Here is a 15534-nt window from a genome sequence, read left to right on the forward strand (position 1 = left end):
GGTCCTGGGCGGCCCGGGGGCACCGTTCCCCGGGTCAGCCCAGTTCGGCCAGGCCCCTGCGGGTCGCCGCGACCACCACGCGGTCGCCGTCGGCCAGTACGTGGTCCGCGCCCGCCTCGGCGCGGCCCTCCAGCGCCAGCACCCGCCAGGCCCCGGCCCGGAACGCCTGGGCCACGGTCCGTCCCTCCAGCTCCGGATGCCCGGCCACGTCGACGGAGGCGAACAGCAGCACCCGCCGCTCCACGGGGATCGCCCCCAGCACCCGCCGCCCCAGCATCGCCCCCGCGAAGGCCGGCGCGGCCAGGTGCGACACGCTCCGGCTCCGTGTCGACGCCCGCGGATGAGCCGCCCGCAGCGTCCGGTACACCGCCGTGGCGAAGTCGTCGTCGTACAGGCGCAGCACCACCCGCAGGTCCGGCCGCACCGACCGCGCGTACAGCACCGCCTCCAGGTTCGTCGTGTCCGCGCTGGTCACCGCGAGCAGCGCGGACGCCCGGTGGATCTTCGCGGCCTCCAGCACGCCTTCCTGGGTCACGTCCCCGAGCACCACCGGAACCCGCAGCCGCCGCGCGGCCGCCAGCCCCCGTGCCTCCGGGTCGGACTCCACGCACACCACGGCCACGCCCAGCTCCCGCAGCCGGGTGAGCACCCGCGTGCCGATCTTCCCGAGCCCGAGCAGCACCACGTGCCCGCCCAGCCCGCGCGGCGGCTTGCGCAGCGCCGAGGCGGTGCGGAAGGTGCCGAGCGCCTCCAGCACCGCGGCCAGCAGCACCGGCAGCAGCAGCAACCCCACCAGTCCGGACAGCAGTTGCAGGACCTGCCGTCCCAGCGGCGCGCCGATCGCCGGATCGTCGATCGCGAACAGATCGAGCAACGTCAGATAGAAGGCGCTCAGCACCGGGATCCTGGTCACCACGCACAGCGCCACGGCGAGCCCGACCACACACGCCACCAGACCGGCCAGCGACCAGCGCAGCCGCCGCGAGAACAGGGAGGCGAGCGGCGGCACCCCGCCCACCCCGCGCCCCGCCGTGGCCGACACGGCCCCGCCGGACGCGGCCGACACCTGCTCCAGCACCACGGCGGCCCGCCCCGCCGCCCGCCTGACCTCCTCGTCGTCCGGCAGCAGCCGCGGCTCCTGCTCGGCACCGCCCCCGGGACCGTCCGCGCCCGCGGTCCCCGGCCCGGTGGGCGAGAGCAGCGCGAGGGTGCACAGCCCCCCGGGGGCCTGCCCGCCCGCGGACGGCGGCCGCTCGACCGCCCGCAGCAGCAGACTGTCGGTCTGGACGACCTTGGTGGTGCCCGCGACGGCGGCGGCCGCCAGCGCGGGCGCGGCCGTGTGGGCGTCGGACAGCACGGTCGTGGAGGCATCCGCGCCGGCCGACGAGCCGTCGCCCAGCGCCAACGCGGCCGCCTGGTCGAGGAGTTCCTCGACGTGCTGGCCCAGCCGGCGGTTGTAGAGCCGCAGGACGAGCCGCAGGCGCGGGTTGAGCCGGCGCGCGGTCAGCGCGGCCCGGATGTTGGTCTCGTCGTCGTCATGGACGAGCGCCAGCGCGGTGGCCCGCTCCACCCCGGCCTCGGCGAGCACGGCCTCCGTGAGCTCGGCCGCCTCCAGCACCCGCTCGCCGTCGGCCCGGTTGCCGTTGGCCCCGTTGCCGCCGGTCCCCGCCGTACCGCCGCCGCCGTGGGGCCCGTTGGGGCCGCCGCCGCGGCCGACGGCGGCGCCGACCACGCGGTCGAGCAGCGCGGCCGAGGCGGCACGGGCCCGCCCCACCACCGCGGGCCGCGCCGTACGCCCGTCGGGCGGCACCACCAGGGTGACCCGCTCCCCGTGCACCCCCCGCAACTCGGCCGCCAGCCGGTACGCGAGACCGTCGTCGCCGCACACCACCATGTGCGCCGACGCGTCACCCGGCCCGCCCTGATACGGAACGCTCACCACGAGGGAAAAGACTGTCCCAAGAGGACCGTTGGTTCCAGCAACGAGGTGAACACCCCCGCCCCCGGCCGCGTACCGAGGACGGGAGACGGAGCAAGCGGGAGCACACAGCCGGAGGTACCCACCCGTGGCCATCACCGAGGACGCCCCGCCCGCCGCGCCGGCGCAGGGTCCTTCGCACCCGCCGGACGGCGGCCGCGAAGGGCGGCACCTCAGTTCACCGCTGGTGCTGACCATGACGCTGCTGCTGGCGGTGCTCGCCCAGTCCCCGATCCGCGGACTGCTCGGCACCCCCCTGATGCAGAGCTGGATGACGGTCTTCGTGGCGGTGACCGTCCAGGCGCTGCCCTTCCTCGTCCTCGGCGTCCTGCTCTCGGCGGCGATCGCGGTCTTCGTGCCCCCGTCCTTCTTCGCCCGCGCCCTGCCGAGCCGCCCCGCCCTGGCGGTGCCGGTGGCCGGGATCGCGGGCGCGGTGCTGCCGGGCTGCGAGTGCGCCTCCGTCCCGGTCGCCGGGGCGCTGGTGCGCCGGGGGGTGACCCCGGCGGCGGCCATCGCCTTCCTGCTCTCCGCCCCCGCGATCAACCCGATCGTCCTGACCGCCACGGCCGTCGCCTTCCCCCGCGACCCGGAGATGGTCGTGGGCCGGCTCCTCGGCGGCCTCCTCGTGGCCTGCGCGATGGGCTGGCTGTGGCAGCGGCTGGGCCGCACCGACTGGCTGCGGCCGCCGGCCCACGGCGCGCACGAGGGCGCCACCAGGGGCGAGGCGTTCTGGAACTCGGTCCGCCACGACACCGTGCACGCGGGCGGCTTCCTGGTCCTCGGCGCGATGGCCGCGGCCACGCTGAAGGCGGTCGTCCCGGCGACCTGGCTGCGCACGGCGGCCGACAACCCGCTCGTCTCCGTGCTCGCCCTCGCCGTCCTCGCCGTGCTCCTGTCCATCTGCTCGGAGGCGGACGCGTTCGTCGCCGCCTCCCTCACCCAGTTCTCCCTGACGGCCAAGCTGGTGTTCCTGGTGGTGGGCCCCATGATCGATCTCAAGCTCTTCGCGATGCAGGCGGGCACCTTCGGCCGCTCCTTCGCGCTCCGCTTCGCGCCCGCCACCTTCGTGGTGGCCATCGCGGGCGCGGTCCTGACCGGGGCGGTGCTGCTGTGAACCGCCAGGCCCAGGCGGCGGTCATGTTCCTGCTCGGCGCCGCCCTGCTGCACGCGGGCACCACCGGCCTGTACCTGCGTTACGTCAAGGCGGGCCTGCAACCGCTGCTGCTCGCCTCGGGCGCGGTGCTGATCGCGGCGGCCGTGGCGACGGTCTGGTACGAGCGCAGGCACGCCCGCGCGGCGCACGGCACCGGACCCGCGGCACCCGGCACGGAGAAGGCCACCGGAGAGGGCGCCGGGGAGGGCGCCGAAGAGGCCCACGCCCACTCCCACCCCGAGCCCCGGATCTCCTGGCTGCTCGTCCTGCCGCTGCTCTCCCTCATCCTCGTCGCGCCGCCCGCCCTGGGTTCCTACAGCGCGCTGCGCAGCGGAACGGCCCTGAAACAGCCTTACGGCTACGGGAAGTTGCCGACGTCCGACCCGGTACCGCTCAGCGTGGTCGACTACGCGTCACGCGCGGCCTACGGCCACGCGGGCTCCCTGCACGGCCGTCCCGTCCGGGTCACCGGCTTCCTCGCCCTGGACCGGGGCGGAGCGCCCTACCTGGTCCGCATGGCCCTCAACTGCTGTGCGGCGGACGCCCAGCCCGTGAAGATCGCGCTGACCGGCGAGCTGCCGCCGGTCCTGCGGCCGGACGCCTGGCTGGAGGTCACCGGCACCTACCGCCCCGGCCTGATGCGCGACCCGGTCAACAACGGCCCGATCCCGTACCTGAAGGTCGTCTCGGCCCGCCCGGTGCCGACCCCGCACGACCCGTACGACGAGACCTGGAACAACTGAGCGGGCGCGAGCGGGCGGGAGCCCGGGGCCGGGGTCGCCGTCAGCCCAGGCACACCACGAGCAGGCAGAGCTGGGACGGCGAGGTCGCCGCGGGGGAGGGGCTGGTCCGGGGCCCAGAGGAGTCCGCCGCGCCGCCGCTGGAGGGCGTGGCGGCGGGGGCTTGCGGCTGCTGGGCCGTGCCGCCGGTGCCGGCACCGGAGCCGCTGGTGGTGGCGGTGCCGGTCGTGGTGCTCGTGGTGGCGTCGTGGCCGGACGTGCCGCCGGAGACGGGGGCGGCGGCCTGCTGCCGCGCGGCCGGGGCGCGTGCGGGCAGCGGTGCGGCGGCGGAGTCCGGGTGGGTGTCCGACGGAGCCGTCCGGGGGGCGGCGAGGCTTCCCCGGTGCCGGACGGACGCGGCCGCCCCGGCGTGCGCGGGGTGCCCGGTGCCCGGCGACGCGTGCGTGCCCGGCGCCGCGGGCTCCGGCTCCACGTCGGCGGCGGCCTGCCCGCCGACCGAGCCCATGCCGCGGTCGTCCGGCGCCGAGGCCGCCTGGGCCCGGGCGGGGGACTGCCGGTCGAGCGAGGCCAGGGTGAGCCCGCCGCCGACGAGCGCGATGGTGGTCGCGACCGCGGCCCGCCGCTTGTTCTTCTTCCAGCGGGCCAGTTGACGGCGCCGGGCCGCCCGCCCCCGCGACGCGGGCGGCGGCCCGTCCACGTCGGCGTCGGGCAGCGGACCCGCGGACTCCTCCGGCCCGGCCGGCACCGCCTCCTCGGGGAGGCCGCCGTCGAACCACGGGCCGCCGAAGGCGTCCGCCCGACCCGCCGCTCCACCGGGCGCCGCGGCCGGCCCCCCGTCCGCCGACGCCGGCCGGGACGCGGGCATGGAGACGGTCGCGGGCGGCGCGATGTCCGGCGCGTAGGCGCCGCACCCGGGGCACACCAGGGCGCCGTTCAGATGCCGACGGCACGAGGAGCAGTAGTCCATTTGCGGTCTTCCTGAGTCGACTGCGCCTGCGGCCTCGGCCGGGGCCTGGCCACGTTCGCACGTGGGATCGAGCGGCCAGTCACGTTAACGATGCTTGCTGAAGACCTTGTGCTCCCCGTGTGGCACTCCTGCGCACATTCTTCGAGGATTCATCCGCGCCCGGACGGACGTGACGCAGGTCACCTCCATGGCTGTCACATCACGCCGGTCCGTTCCGTCGTCCAGGTACAGCCCCCACACACGGCATAGGAGAGCACGATGGACGCTCGTTTGAACCTCTTCGCCAACCCGGTCGCCGGCAAGTTCCTGCGGTACGTCAACTCGGCCGGCAAGGCGGTCGGGGACTCGGCGCTGCCGGCCGCGACCCAGGAACTGGTGAAGATCCGCGCCAGCCAGATCAACGGCTGCGGCTTCTGCACCGACATGCACACCAAGGACGCCGCGCACGCCGGGGAGACCTCGGTCCGCCTCAACCTGGTCGCCGCCTGGCGCGAGGCCACGGTCTTCACCGACGCCGAGCGCGCCGCCCTCGAACTGACCGAGCAGGGCACCCGGATCGCCGACGCGGCCGGTGGCGTGACGGACGAGGCGTGGGCCGACGCCGCCAAGCACTACGACGAGGACCAGCTCGCCGCCCTGGTCTCGCTCATCGCGCTGATCAACGCCTACAACCGGCTGAACGTCATCGTCCAGCAGCCGGCCGGCGACTACCAGCCCGGCCAGTTCGGCTGACGGCGGCGGCCGGCAGGGGCCCACCGCGGTGGGCCCGGCCGGCGGGGCGGCGGCGCCCGGAGATCCGTCAGGAATCGAGAAGCGCCGGCCCTGGGCGAGGGCTAGCGTGAACCGGGCGAGCCGACGGAGAAGATGGGGACAGGATGAGCATGGCCACGAGCACGGACCCGCGGACGGCCGAGCAGCACGCCGCCGACAGCCACGACCTGATCCGGGTGCACGGCGCGCGCGAGAACAACCTCAAGGACGTCAGCGTCGCCCTCCCCAAACGCCGGCTGACGGTGTTCACCGGCGTCTCCGGGTCGGGCAAGAGCTCCCTGGTCTTCGACACCGTCGCCGCGGAGTCCCAGCGGCTGATCAACGAGACGTACAGCGCCTTCGTCCAGGGCTTCATGCCCACGCTGTCCCGGCCCGAGGTCGACGTGCTCGACGGGCTGACCACGGTGATCACCGTCGACCAGCAGCGGATGGGCGCCGACCCCCGCTCCACGGTCGGCACCGCCACCGACGCCAACGCGATGCTGCGGATCCTGTTCAGCCGGCTCGGCACCCCGCACATCGGCTCGCCCAAGGCGTTCTCCTTCAACGTGGCCTCCGTCAGCGGGGCGGGCGCGGTCACCGTGCAGCGCGCCGGGCAGACCGTCAAGGAGCGGCGCAGCTTCAGCATCACCGGCGGCATGTGCCCGCGCTGCGAGGGCCGGGGCACGGTCACCGACCTCGACCTCACCCAGCTCTACGACGCCTCCAAGTCCCTCACCGAGGGCGCGATCACCGTCCCCGGCTACAAGGGGGGCGGCTGGAACTCCCGGCTCTACGCCGAGTCGGGCTTCTTCGACCCGGACAAGCCGATCAGCACCTTCAGCGAGCAGGAGCTGCACGACTTCCTCCACCGCGAGCCGACCAGGATGAAGATCGCGGGCATCAACATGACCTACGAGGGTCTTGTCCCGCGGATCCAGAAGTCGATGCTGGCCAAGGACCGCGAGGGCATGCAGCCGCACATCCGCGAGTTCGTGGACCGCGCGGTCACCTTCACCGCCTGCCCCGACTGCGGCGGCACCCGGCTGAGCGAGGGCGCCCGGTCCTCGAAGATCAGGGGCATCAGCATCGCCGACGCCTGCGCGATGCAGATCAGCGACCTGGCCGCCTGGGTGCGCGACCTCGACGAGCCCTCGGTGGCGCCGCTGCTGGAGGCGCTGGGCGAGACCCTCGACTCGTTCGTGGAGATCGGCCTCGGCTACCTCTCCCTCGACCGGCCGGCGGGCACCCTGTCGGGCGGCGAGGCACAGCGCACCAAGATGATCCGCCACCTCGGCTCCTCGCTCACCGACGTCACCTACGTCTTCGACGAGCCCACCACGGGCCTGCACCCGCACGACATCCAGCGGATGAACGACCTGCTGCTGCGGCTGCGGGACAAGGGGAACACGGTGCTCGTCGTGGAGCACAAGCCGGAGGTCATCGCGATCGCCGACCACGTCGTGGACCTCGGCCCCGGCGCGGGATCGGCGGGCGGCACGGTCTGCTACGAGGGCACCGTCGACGGGCTGCGGACCAGCGGCACCGTCACCGGGCGCCACTTCGACGACCGCGCGGCCCTCAAGGAGACGGTGCGCGAGCCCACCGGCGTGCTGGAGATCCGCGGCGCCTGCACGCACAACCTGCGCGAGGTCGACGTCGACGTCCCGCTCGGCGTGCTCACCGTCGTCACCGGTGTCGCGGGCTCCGGCAAGAGCTCGCTGGTGCACGGGTCGATCCCGGCCGGCGCGGGCGTGGTGTCGATCGACCAGACCGCGATCCGCGGCTCGCGCCGCAGCAACCCGGCGACGTACACCGGGCTGCTCGAACCGATCCGCAAGGCGTTCGCCAAGGCCAACGGCGTGAAGCCGGCCCTGTTCAGCGCCAACTCCGAGGGCGCCTGCCCCACCTGCAACGGCGCGGGCGTCGTCTACACCGACCTGGCGATGATGGCGGGCGTCGCCACCACCTGCGAGGAGTGCGACGGGAAGCGGTTCGAGGCGTCGGTCCTCGACTACCACCTCGGTGGCCGCGACATCAGCGAGGTGCTGGCGATGCCGGTGACCGAGGCCGAAAAGTTCTTCGGCGCGGGCGACGCCCACGTCCCGGCCGCCCACCGCATCCTGCGCCGCCTGGCCGACGTCGGCCTCGGCTACCTCACCATCGGGCAGCCGCTCACCACGCTGTCCGGCGGCGAGCGGCAGCGGCTCAAGCTGGCCACCCACATGGCGGACAAGGGCGGTGTCTACGTCCTGGACGAGCCGACCGCCGGCCTCCACCTCGCCGACGTCGAGCAACTGCTCGGCCTGCTGGACCGCCTGGTCGACTCCGGCAAGTCGGTCATCGTCGTCGAGCACCACCAGGCGGTCATGGCCCACGCGGACTGGATCATCGACCTGGGTCCCGGCGCCGGCCACGACGGCGGCCGGGTCGTCTTCGAGGGCACCCCCGCCGACCTGGTGCGGTCCCGCGAGACCGTCACGGCCGAGCATCTGGCGGCGTACGTGGGGGCGTGAGGCGGGAGCGGGCCGGCCGGCGGCGCGGTGTGACGCTTCGCCGCCCCCGCGCGCTCCTTGGGTGATGAGTACGTACCTGCACCTGCGAGCGGTGCCGCCGCCGGCACTGCGCAACAGCGTCACCTGGTTGGAACGGCTGTTCCACGACGACCTGCGGACGGTCTGCCGGGGCACCGGCCGGCACCGTGCCGAGGTACGCGACCGATGCCGCCCGGACCAGGAGGTCCTGTACTCCGGCGCCACCCCGCACCCCACACCGGCCGGGCCGGAGTGCCAGGCGGTGCTGGGCGGCCTGCCGGTCCTCCACCCCGACCCGCACCGGCAGCCGTTCCTGGTCCTGACGGCGGCCCAGGTGCACCAGGTGTCGGACTTCCTGGAGGCGGCCGACTTCGGGGCGCTGTGGGGGAGCGCCCGGGACGAACTGCTGCCCCGCTACGGCGGCGCGGACGCCGAGCCCGAGGCGCGCGGGGCGTGCGCGGCGGCGCACCGGGAGCTGACGGCGTTCTACACGCGGACGGCCGGGCACGGTGAGGCCGTCGTGAAGTGGCTGGCCGAGCGGGACTGACCCCGGAAACGGCGGATCCCGCGCCCCTCGCCAGGAGGCTCGCCGAGCGACGAGCGACCATGGAAGGGACAACCCGACCGACTCGCAGGAGAGGAGGCGACGGGATGGTTACGGCAGCTCAGACCGTGCTCGAGCCCGCCGAGCGGGAACGGGCCCGCAGGAGGTACTCCGACGCCGCCCTGACCACGATGGAGCCCGCGCAGCGTGTACGGGCCGAGAGGGCGCGGCACGGGACCGTCGGCGGGCGGACACCGACCGGACCCGCGCGTGCGCAGCGGGCACACCCCGGGCAGGGCCACCCCGACGGAACGGGCCTGCGCCTGCACACCCGCACGTTCCACCCGGCGGTCCCGGTCCCGTACCCGAGCGTGGAGAACCTGCCCGCGAGCCTGCGGAAGGCACCGGCCCGCGACATGCTCTTCTACGGCGGCCTCGGAGCCCTGACCGTGGCGGGAGCCCTGGAGTGGCCGATAGCCCTGGCCATCGGCGGCGCGACCTGGGTCGTACGCAGCAGGAGGAAGGACCCCCACTGACCCGCTGACCAGGGGCCCGACCCCACCCGGCCAGGCCCCTGAACGCCGCGTCAGCCGCCGACCGCACCGGCGGCGACCAGGTAACCCCGCACCGGGTCGGCCGCGACCGACTCGGCCGTATCGAGAGCGAACCCCGACAGGAACCAGCGCCCGAAGATCACCGCCAGGGCGCCCAGCTCCAGCACCACCAGCCCGCACCCGGCCCCGATGTCCGCGCCCCGGTCGGCTCGTTGCCGGTGCCCCGAACCGGCGGTGGCGTCGAAGGCGGGCGGCGCGACGGGGAGGTCCATGCCCCACACCCTGCCCGCACGCCCGAGGCGACCGCATGAGCACCCGTACTCACCCCGCCGCGACCTGCCCCGCCGTGGGGGAGGTCCCGCCGGGGTCCTGCCCGGGAACCGGCCGGGAGGCCCTAGCGGTAGAGCCGTACGCCGCCGTTCGAGCCGAGGGCGTTGAGTTCGAGCACGCCGCCGTCCGGGGTGACGTACACCGTGCCGGCGGTGAAGTTCCACTGGCCCGTTCCCACCGGCAGCCCCGCGACCGGGGTGGTGCGACCGGTGCGCGGGTCGACGGTGACGAGCTGCGGGGTGCCGGACGCGGCGACCGCGTACACCTTGCCGTCCGCGCCGGACGCGGGGACGGCGAGCACCGCGGAGCGCAGGGTCCAGAGCTTGCGGCCGGTCCTGGTGTCGAAGCCGTCGAGCACCGCCTTGCCGGCGGACGAGGCCGGAGTGACCAGGACGTCGCCGTGGAGCCGGGCGGAGTGGTCGGCGCCGGAATCGTTGCCGGGGGTGAGTTCGTCGTCGCCCACGGCCAGTTTGCGGCCCGTCCCGGTGGTGCCGAGCACCCGCACGGCGTCCTGGCGTGCCGTGTGGACGGCGGCGACCAGCGGCGAGCCGGACAGGATGTGCGTCACGTCCGAGTGGGCCTTCTCGGACTTGCGCCAGATCACCTTCCCGGTCTTCGCGTCGTACGAGGTGAGGGTGAACCTGGTCTTCTGGTCGAGGCAGTAGTCGTCCACCAGCACGACGCCGTCGGCGCCCCAGCCGTAGGCGTTGCAGTAGTGGCCGCGGGCCTTGTAGCCCCACACGCGGCTGCCGGTGCGGACGTCCACACCGCCGAGGAAGTTCGCGCCGACGACGGTGGCGACACCGCCCTGCACATAGGTGGTGGCGGTCGCCGCCGCGGGATGCCTCTTGCTGGTCAGCGGCATGGTCCAGAGGATCTTGCCGGTGGACGCCCTGACCCCGGCGAGCCAGGTGCAGGTGGCGCCGTCCGTGCCGAAGGCGACCGTGCCGACGCCCTGGGCGCTGAGCGTCGGGGACATCCCGCAGGGGACGGCGCCGCGCTTGACGGCCGCTGCGGAGGACGCGGAGCGCCACACCTCCTTGCCGTCGGCGACGCCGTAGGCCCGCAGGCCGCCCCGGGTGCTGGCCCGGATGAGCAGCTTGTCGGTGAGCCAGCTGCCGACCAGCGCGTCGTCGGCGGCCGGCGCCGGTATCCGCCACGCCTGCGTCAGGTTCTTCGAGGCGACGGCGACGGCCTCCTCCTGCCGGAACATGACGGCCGCGGCCCCGCCGGCGGCGACGAGGACGGCGAGGACGAGCGCGATCCTGCCACCTCGCCTGGTCTTCCCGGGCTTCTTGCCGTTCGCTTCGGCAAGCGGCTGCGACTGCGGCTGTTGCTGCGCGGCGGCCGGCTCGGGTCGGCGGAGCGGCGCCCGGCGCTCCGGCTCGGGCATGTCCTCGTGGGCACCGGTGCGGGGCTCGGGGAACCGCAGCGGCATGGTGGAGTCCCACCGCGTGCCGGCGGACCCGCCGGACGGCTCGCCCGACGGCACGCCGTTCCTCGGTCCGTCCGGCGCCCGGCCGTCCCGCGGCGCGGCCTGCTGCGTGCCGTGGCGCCCGGCCACGGGCCGGCTGTCCTCCCAGGCCCCGGCCGCCGCGTCGCCGTACCGCTCGCCCGGCGATCCGTCGTGCCGCCCGGCCCCCGCCCGGCCGTGCCACGGCGTGGCCGACGGCGCGCCGTACCGCTCGCCCGACGGTGCGCCGTACCGCCCCTCCGGCGAGGCGCCGTACGGCTCGCCCGGCGACCGGTCGTCCCACGCCGCGTCCGACGACTGTTCGTCCCACGGCGCGGCCGGCTCGGGCTGCCGCCGCCCCCGGTAGGGCTGCGGACCCGCGGCCGACCCGCGGGGCCGGAAGGCCCAGCCGTCCTCCTGCGGAGCCCCCTGGCCCGGCGACGATTCCGTCGTCATCTCCGTGATCTCCCCTGGTCGGGCATCCGCATGCGCCAGCCGCAGTGATGCGCCACGATAAGTGTCGTTCCGTGCGGCCCTGCGCGCGGATGTGCCTGTCTGCCCCGGGGTCAGCCGGTCTTGAACGAGTGGCCGAAGCCGTACCGGCCCGACTCCACCTTGAACGCGGCGAGCGCCCCCATCGAGGTGCTGATCCGCCAGTCCATCAACTGCTTGCTGCCCGGCCAGTTCTTGCGCTGGTCGTACCAGACGAGCCCGATGACCCCGGCCTTCGCGGCGCCCCGGAACAGGTCCCGGATGTGGGCCTGCTTCTGGCCGCTCTCCGCCACCCCGGTCTCCGCGATCAGCACCGGCTTGTGGGAGAAGGCCGCGATCTGGTGCAGGGAGGGCGTGAACAGACTGGAGAAGGCGGCGCCGTCGATCGGCCCGTAGTAGCCGATGAGGCCGACCCAGTCGACGTAGGCGTCGCCCGGGTAGTACGGGCGCAGCGTGGCGGGGGTGCCCGAGTCGACCACGTGCGGGGTCCACACCCAGAGCACGTTCGTGACGTGCTGGGCGGCGAAGACCTCGTGCACATGCTTCCACGCCGCGACGAAGTCGGCGGGCTTGGTGTGCTCGGGGCCCCAGGAGTTCCACGGACCGTTCATCTCGCCGGCGAAGGAGAGGGCCAGCGGGCCGTCGTAGTCGGCGATCTGTCCCGCCAGCCGGCGGATGTACGCGTCCTCCTCGCCCTTGGCGATGTCGGCGAGCGCGACGTCGGAGGGCACCAGCGCCATCATGGGCAACTGGCCGTGCTGCCACAGGAAGGCGTTGCCCTCCGTGTCGAAGTCGTCGCTCCAGGAGCTGTAGTACTCGCGGATGCCGGGGGCCCGCCCGGCGTCCTTGGTGAAGGAGTCGACGATGCCGTACTGCCAGGGCGTCTTGTCGTCGACGACGCCCAGCGCGCGGCCGGACGGCTTGCGCAGGGACGAGACGTCGAAGTGCGCGGCCGCGCCGGCGGCCGTGGCCGGTTCGGTGCCGCCGCCGCTTCCCCCGCCGCCGCAGGCGTCCACCAGGAGTGTCACGACGGCCATGAGGAGCGCGGCGACCGTCAGGCGGTTGCGGCGGCGGGATATGGCCATACGTGCGGGTCCCATCGAACAGGAGGTAAAAGGGAGACGCGAGGTCGCTCAACTCTACGAGACCCGCGTGACATTCACTGAATCTTCATATTAATCTAGTTAAATGATTCCGGACAGCTTGGCTGATGTCCGTTTGCTACCAATTCATATGTATTTTAAGCACTTTCGGCATTCCTAGCACTCCCGCACGCACCTCACTGCTTTCGGCGGCGCCGAGCCCGCAGTTGTTACACCCTGAAAGAAGGCTCGAACTGCCGATGACCAGTTCCTCCACGGAGGTCGAGGCTTCTCCCGTCTTTGTGGACCAGACCGGTCTGCGTGGGCGCCGACTGCGCGGGCTGGGCTGGCTGGTGGGCATCGTCTGCACCGGATTCGTGGTGGCGATGTTCTTCGGCCTGGTCGGCACTCAGTCGCAGGCGCCCGGGCTCACCGTCCCGCACACCGCGGACACCACGCCGCCCAGCCAGTACCTGAACGCGCCGCTGCCCGCGGCCCCCGGCATCCCCGGGGCCGGCAAGGGCACCACCACCGCCCCGGCGGCCCTCCCCGACGCCACCGCGTCAGTCCCCGTCGGCGCGGCGGGAGTTGCGACGGTGCCCGGCACCGCGACCGCCACCGCCCCGGCGATCATCCCCGACGCCACCGCGTCGCTCCCCGCCACGACGGCGGCCGGCACCGGAGCGACGAGCTCCGCGACCGTCCCCGCGCAGTAGTTCAGACGCGACCGACCAGGAAGTCCATGTCCCGCTCCCGCCGTCAACGCTCCCGGCAGTCCATCGCCCGGCCGCGCCGACTCGCCGCACCACCCCTGCGTTTCTTCCTGCCGGTGACCGTGCTGGCGACCCTGCTGGCGCTGATGATCCTGCGGGGCATGGCGAACAACGAGGTCTTCCACGACGAGCGCATCGCCGTCTCCGTGGACAAGAAGACCGTCCCGACCAGCGTGCTGGAGGGCGGCCCGATCGTCGACGCGCGGGGTGACAAGAACGACAAGCCGGTCAACTACACGATCCCGCACAAGACCGTCGTCCTCTCCTTCGACGACGGCCCGTCCGCCCAGTGGACGCCGAAGATCCTGAAGGTGCTCAAGGACGAGGACATCCGCGCCGACTTCTTCGTCACCGGCTCGATGGTGACCCGCAACCCGGCGCTGATCCGCCAGATCGTGGCCGACGGCCACGAGATCGGTCTGCACACCTTCACCCACCCCGACCTCGCGCTGCACTCCGGCAGCCGGCTCACCTGGGAACTGGGCGAGACCCAGCTCGCCCTGGCCGGCGTCGCCGGCATCCACTCCAGCCTGTTCCGCCCGCCCTACTCCTCCACCGTGGACGCGCTGGACGACTGGTCCTGGCCGGTGACCAAGCAGGCCGGCTCCGAGGGGTACCTGACCGCCTTCATCGACAAGGACACCGACGACTGGAAGCGCCCCGGCGTCGACTCCATCGTCAAGGCAGCCATGCCCGACCTCCCCGGCCAGGGCCAGATGATCCTGCTGCACGACGCGGGCGGCGACCGGGCCGAGACGCTGGCCGCGCTGCCGGTCATCATCGACAAGCTCAAGGCCCAGGGCTACACCTTCAGGACCATCGGCGAGGCACTGGGCACCGGCCCCGCCAACACCGAGGTCAGCGGCTTCAGCCTGTGGGTCGGCAAGGGCTTCCTGTGGTGCACCACCGCCTCGGTGTGGCTGATGCCGTGGCTGGTCGGCCTGCTCGCCGTCGTCGGTGTGCTGGTCATGGCCCGGTTCGCGCTGATGCTGGTGCTCTCCGCCGTCCACGTGCGCCGCACCCGCAAGAAGGGCTTCACCTGGGGCGACCCGGTCACCGAACCGGTCACCGTGGTGGTGCCCGCGTACAACGAGCAGGAGTGCATCACCAACACCCTGCTCTCCCTGGCCAGGAGCGACCATCCCATCGAGGTCATCGTGGTCGACGACGGCTCGACCGACGACACCTCCGCCATCGTCGAGGAGCTGGACCTGCCCATGGTCCGGCTGATCCGGCAGCCCAACAGCGGCAAGCCGGCCGCCCTCAACACCGGTGTGGCCGCCGCCTCGTACGACCTGATCGTCATGATGGACGGCGACACCGTCTTCGAACCGTCCACCGTCCGCGAACTGGTGCAGCCCTTCGGCGACCCGCGCGTCGGCGCGGTGGCCGGCAACGCCAAGGTCGGCAACCGCGACACGCTGATCGGCGCCTGGCAGCACATCGAGTACGTGATGGGCTTCAACCTCGACCGCCGCATGTACGACGTGCTCAACTGCATGCCGACCATCCCCGGCGCCGTGGGCGGCTTCCGCCGTTCCGCGCTCGAGCAGGCGGGCGGCATGAGCGACGACACGCTCGCCGAGGACACCGACGTGACCATGGCCCTGCACCGGGCCGGCTGGAGAGTCGTCTACGCCGAGAACGCCCGGGCCTGGACCGAGGCGCCCGTCAGCATGAAGCAGCTGTGGTCGCAGCGCTACCGCTGGAGCTACGGCACCATGCAGGCGATGTGGAAGCACCGGCACTCGCTGCTGGAGCGCGGCCCGGCCGGCCACTTCGGCCGGGTGGGACTGCCGTTCGTCGCCCTGTTCATGGTGATCACCCCGCTGCTCGCGCCCGCCATCGACATCGGCATGGTCTACGGCGTGGTCTTCGTCGACGCGTACAAGACCCTGGCCGCGTGGTTCGCCGTCATGGCCCTGCAGGCCGTCTGCGCCTGGTGGTCCTTCCACCTGGACAAGGAGAAGGCGTGGCACCTGATCACGCTGCCCGCCCAGCAGGTGGTCTACCGCGTGCTCATGTACATGGTGCTGCTGCAGTCCGCCATCACCGCCCTGACCGGAGGCCGGTTGCGCTGGCAGAAGCTGCGCCGCACCGGTGAGGTCGGGCTCGACGTCACGACGGGGGCGATGTCTTCGTGAGTACCGTGGAACCGGGTGCCCACGGCATCCAGGACTCCTC

The 15534-nt window shown here is 73.5% G+C and carries 13 protein-coding genes; 8 read left to right on the top strand and 5 right to left on the bottom strand.

The window, feature by feature from the left end:
* Positions 1-34: 34 nt before the first annotated feature.
* Positions 35-1894, bottom strand: a complete 1860-nt coding sequence (locus B446_RS20280; protein ID WP_020941313.1) for a potassium channel family protein — start codon at positions 1892-1894, stop codon at positions 35-37.
* Between the two features lie 172 nt (positions 1895-2066).
* Here B446_RS20280 and B446_RS20285 point away from each other — a divergent pair, with 172 nt between their 5' ends.
* Positions 2067-3092 (top strand): permease, encoded by a 1026-nt coding sequence (locus tag B446_RS20285; RefSeq protein WP_020941314.1) that lies wholly within the window; start codon positions 2067-2069, stop codon positions 3090-3092.
* Positions 3089-3874 (top strand): TIGR03943 family putative permease subunit, encoded by a 786-nt coding sequence (locus tag B446_RS20290; protein ID WP_020941315.1) that lies wholly within the window; start codon positions 3089-3091, stop codon positions 3872-3874. The genes B446_RS20285 and B446_RS20290 overlap by 4 nt, the downstream gene beginning before the upstream one ends.
* A gap of 40 nt (positions 3875-3914) precedes the next feature.
* Here B446_RS20290 and B446_RS20295 read toward each other — a convergent pair whose 3' ends face one another.
* Positions 3915-4838, bottom strand: coding sequence for an SCO2400 family protein (locus tag B446_RS20295; RefSeq protein ID WP_020941316.1), 924 nt, complete (start codon positions 4836-4838; stop codon positions 3915-3917).
* A gap of 258 nt (positions 4839-5096) precedes the next feature.
* On the opposite strand from B446_RS20295, the gene B446_RS20300 reads away from it, so the two are divergent.
* From B446_RS20300 to B446_RS20315, 4 genes are all read left to right on the top strand, one after another.
* Positions 5097-5570, top strand: a complete 474-nt coding sequence (locus B446_RS20300; protein ID WP_020941317.1) for a carboxymuconolactone decarboxylase family protein — start codon at positions 5097-5099, stop codon at positions 5568-5570.
* A 143-nt stretch (positions 5571-5713) separates the two neighbouring features.
* Positions 5714-8104 carry an ATP-binding cassette domain-containing protein gene (locus B446_RS20305; RefSeq protein WP_043476089.1) on the top strand — a complete coding sequence of 797 codons (2391 nt, stop codon included), beginning with the start codon at positions 5714-5716 and terminating at the stop codon, positions 8102-8104.
* Between the two features lie 64 nt (positions 8105-8168).
* A complete protein-coding gene (locus tag B446_RS20310) occupies positions 8169-8669 on the top strand; it encodes a DUF1877 family protein (RefSeq protein ID WP_043476092.1) in 501 nt (166 codons plus the stop codon).
* Between the two features lie 104 nt (positions 8670-8773).
* On the top strand, positions 8774-9202 hold the full coding sequence (locus tag B446_RS20315; RefSeq protein ID WP_020941320.1) for a hypothetical protein: 429 nt from the start codon (positions 8774-8776) through the stop codon (positions 9200-9202).
* 50 nt (positions 9203-9252) lie between these two features.
* Here B446_RS20315 and B446_RS20320 read toward each other — a convergent pair whose 3' ends face one another.
* From B446_RS20320 to B446_RS20335, 3 genes are all read right to left on the bottom strand, one after another.
* Positions 9253-9492, bottom strand: a complete 240-nt coding sequence (locus B446_RS20320; RefSeq protein ID WP_020941321.1) for a DUF6234 family protein — start codon at positions 9490-9492, stop codon at positions 9253-9255.
* Positions 9493-9614: 122 nt separating this feature from the next.
* Positions 9615-11459, bottom strand: a complete 1845-nt coding sequence (locus B446_RS20325) for a PQQ-binding-like beta-propeller repeat protein (protein WP_148305737.1) — start codon at positions 11457-11459, stop codon at positions 9615-9617.
* A gap of 110 nt (positions 11460-11569) precedes the next feature.
* The gene (locus B446_RS20335; RefSeq protein ID WP_078614759.1) at positions 11570-12595 is read right to left on the bottom strand and encodes a glycoside hydrolase family 26 protein; all 1026 of its coding nucleotides are present in this window, start codon (positions 12593-12595) and stop codon (positions 11570-11572) included.
* A gap of 242 nt (positions 12596-12837) precedes the next feature.
* Here B446_RS20335 and B446_RS20340 point away from each other — a divergent pair, with 242 nt between their 5' ends.
* Both B446_RS20340 and B446_RS20345 read left to right on the top strand, forming a co-directional pair.
* A complete protein-coding gene (locus tag B446_RS20340; RefSeq protein WP_020941325.1) occupies positions 12838-13293 on the top strand; it encodes a hypothetical protein in 456 nt (151 codons plus the stop codon).
* A 26-nt stretch (positions 13294-13319) separates the two neighbouring features.
* Positions 13320-15494, top strand: coding sequence for a bifunctional polysaccharide deacetylase/glycosyltransferase family 2 protein (locus tag B446_RS20345; protein WP_020941326.1), 2175 nt, complete (start codon positions 13320-13322; stop codon positions 15492-15494).
* The last annotated feature ends 40 nt before the right edge of the window (positions 15495-15534 follow it).

The sequence above is a fragment of the Streptomyces collinus Tu 365 genome, assembly GCF_000444875.1.
GTDB lineage: Bacteria > Actinomycetota > Actinomycetes > Streptomycetales > Streptomycetaceae > Streptomyces > Streptomyces collinus_A.

Excerpts from the sequence above, each read along its gene's own strand:
- B446_RS20345 (WP_020941326.1), top strand. The coding sequence starts at position 13,320 with ATGTCCCGCTCCCGCCGTCAACGCTCCCGGCAGTCCATCGCCCGGCCG.
- B446_RS20310 (WP_043476092.1), top strand. The coding sequence starts at position 8,169 with ATGAGTACGTACCTGCACCTGCGAGCGGTGCCGCCGCCGGCACTGCGC.
- B446_RS20305 (WP_043476089.1), top strand. The coding sequence starts at position 5,714 with ATGAGCATGGCCACGAGCACGGACCCGCGGACGGCCGAGCAGCACGCC.
- B446_RS20340 (WP_020941325.1), top strand. The coding sequence starts at position 12,838 with ATGACCAGTTCCTCCACGGAGGTCGAGGCTTCTCCCGTCTTTGTGGAC.
- B446_RS20300 (WP_020941317.1), top strand. The coding sequence starts at position 5,097 with ATGGACGCTCGTTTGAACCTCTTCGCCAACCCGGTCGCCGGCAAGTTC.
- B446_RS20315 (WP_020941320.1), top strand. The coding sequence starts at position 8,774 with ATGGTTACGGCAGCTCAGACCGTGCTCGAGCCCGCCGAGCGGGAACGG.
- B446_RS20295 (WP_020941316.1), bottom strand. The coding sequence starts at position 4,838 with ATGGACTACTGCTCCTCGTGCCGTCGGCATCTGAACGGCGCCCTGGTG.
- B446_RS20335 (WP_078614759.1), bottom strand. The coding sequence starts at position 12,595 with ATGGGACCCGCACGTATGGCCATATCCCGCCGCCGCAACCGCCTGACG.
- B446_RS20320 (WP_020941321.1), bottom strand. The coding sequence starts at position 9,492 with ATGGACCTCCCCGTCGCGCCGCCCGCCTTCGACGCCACCGCCGGTTCG.
- B446_RS20280 (WP_020941313.1), bottom strand. The coding sequence starts at position 1,894 with ATGGTGGTGTGCGGCGACGACGGTCTCGCGTACCGGCTGGCGGCCGAG.
- B446_RS20325 (WP_148305737.1), bottom strand. The coding sequence starts at position 11,459 with ATGACGACGGAATCGTCGCCGGGCCAGGGGGCTCCGCAGGAGGACGGC.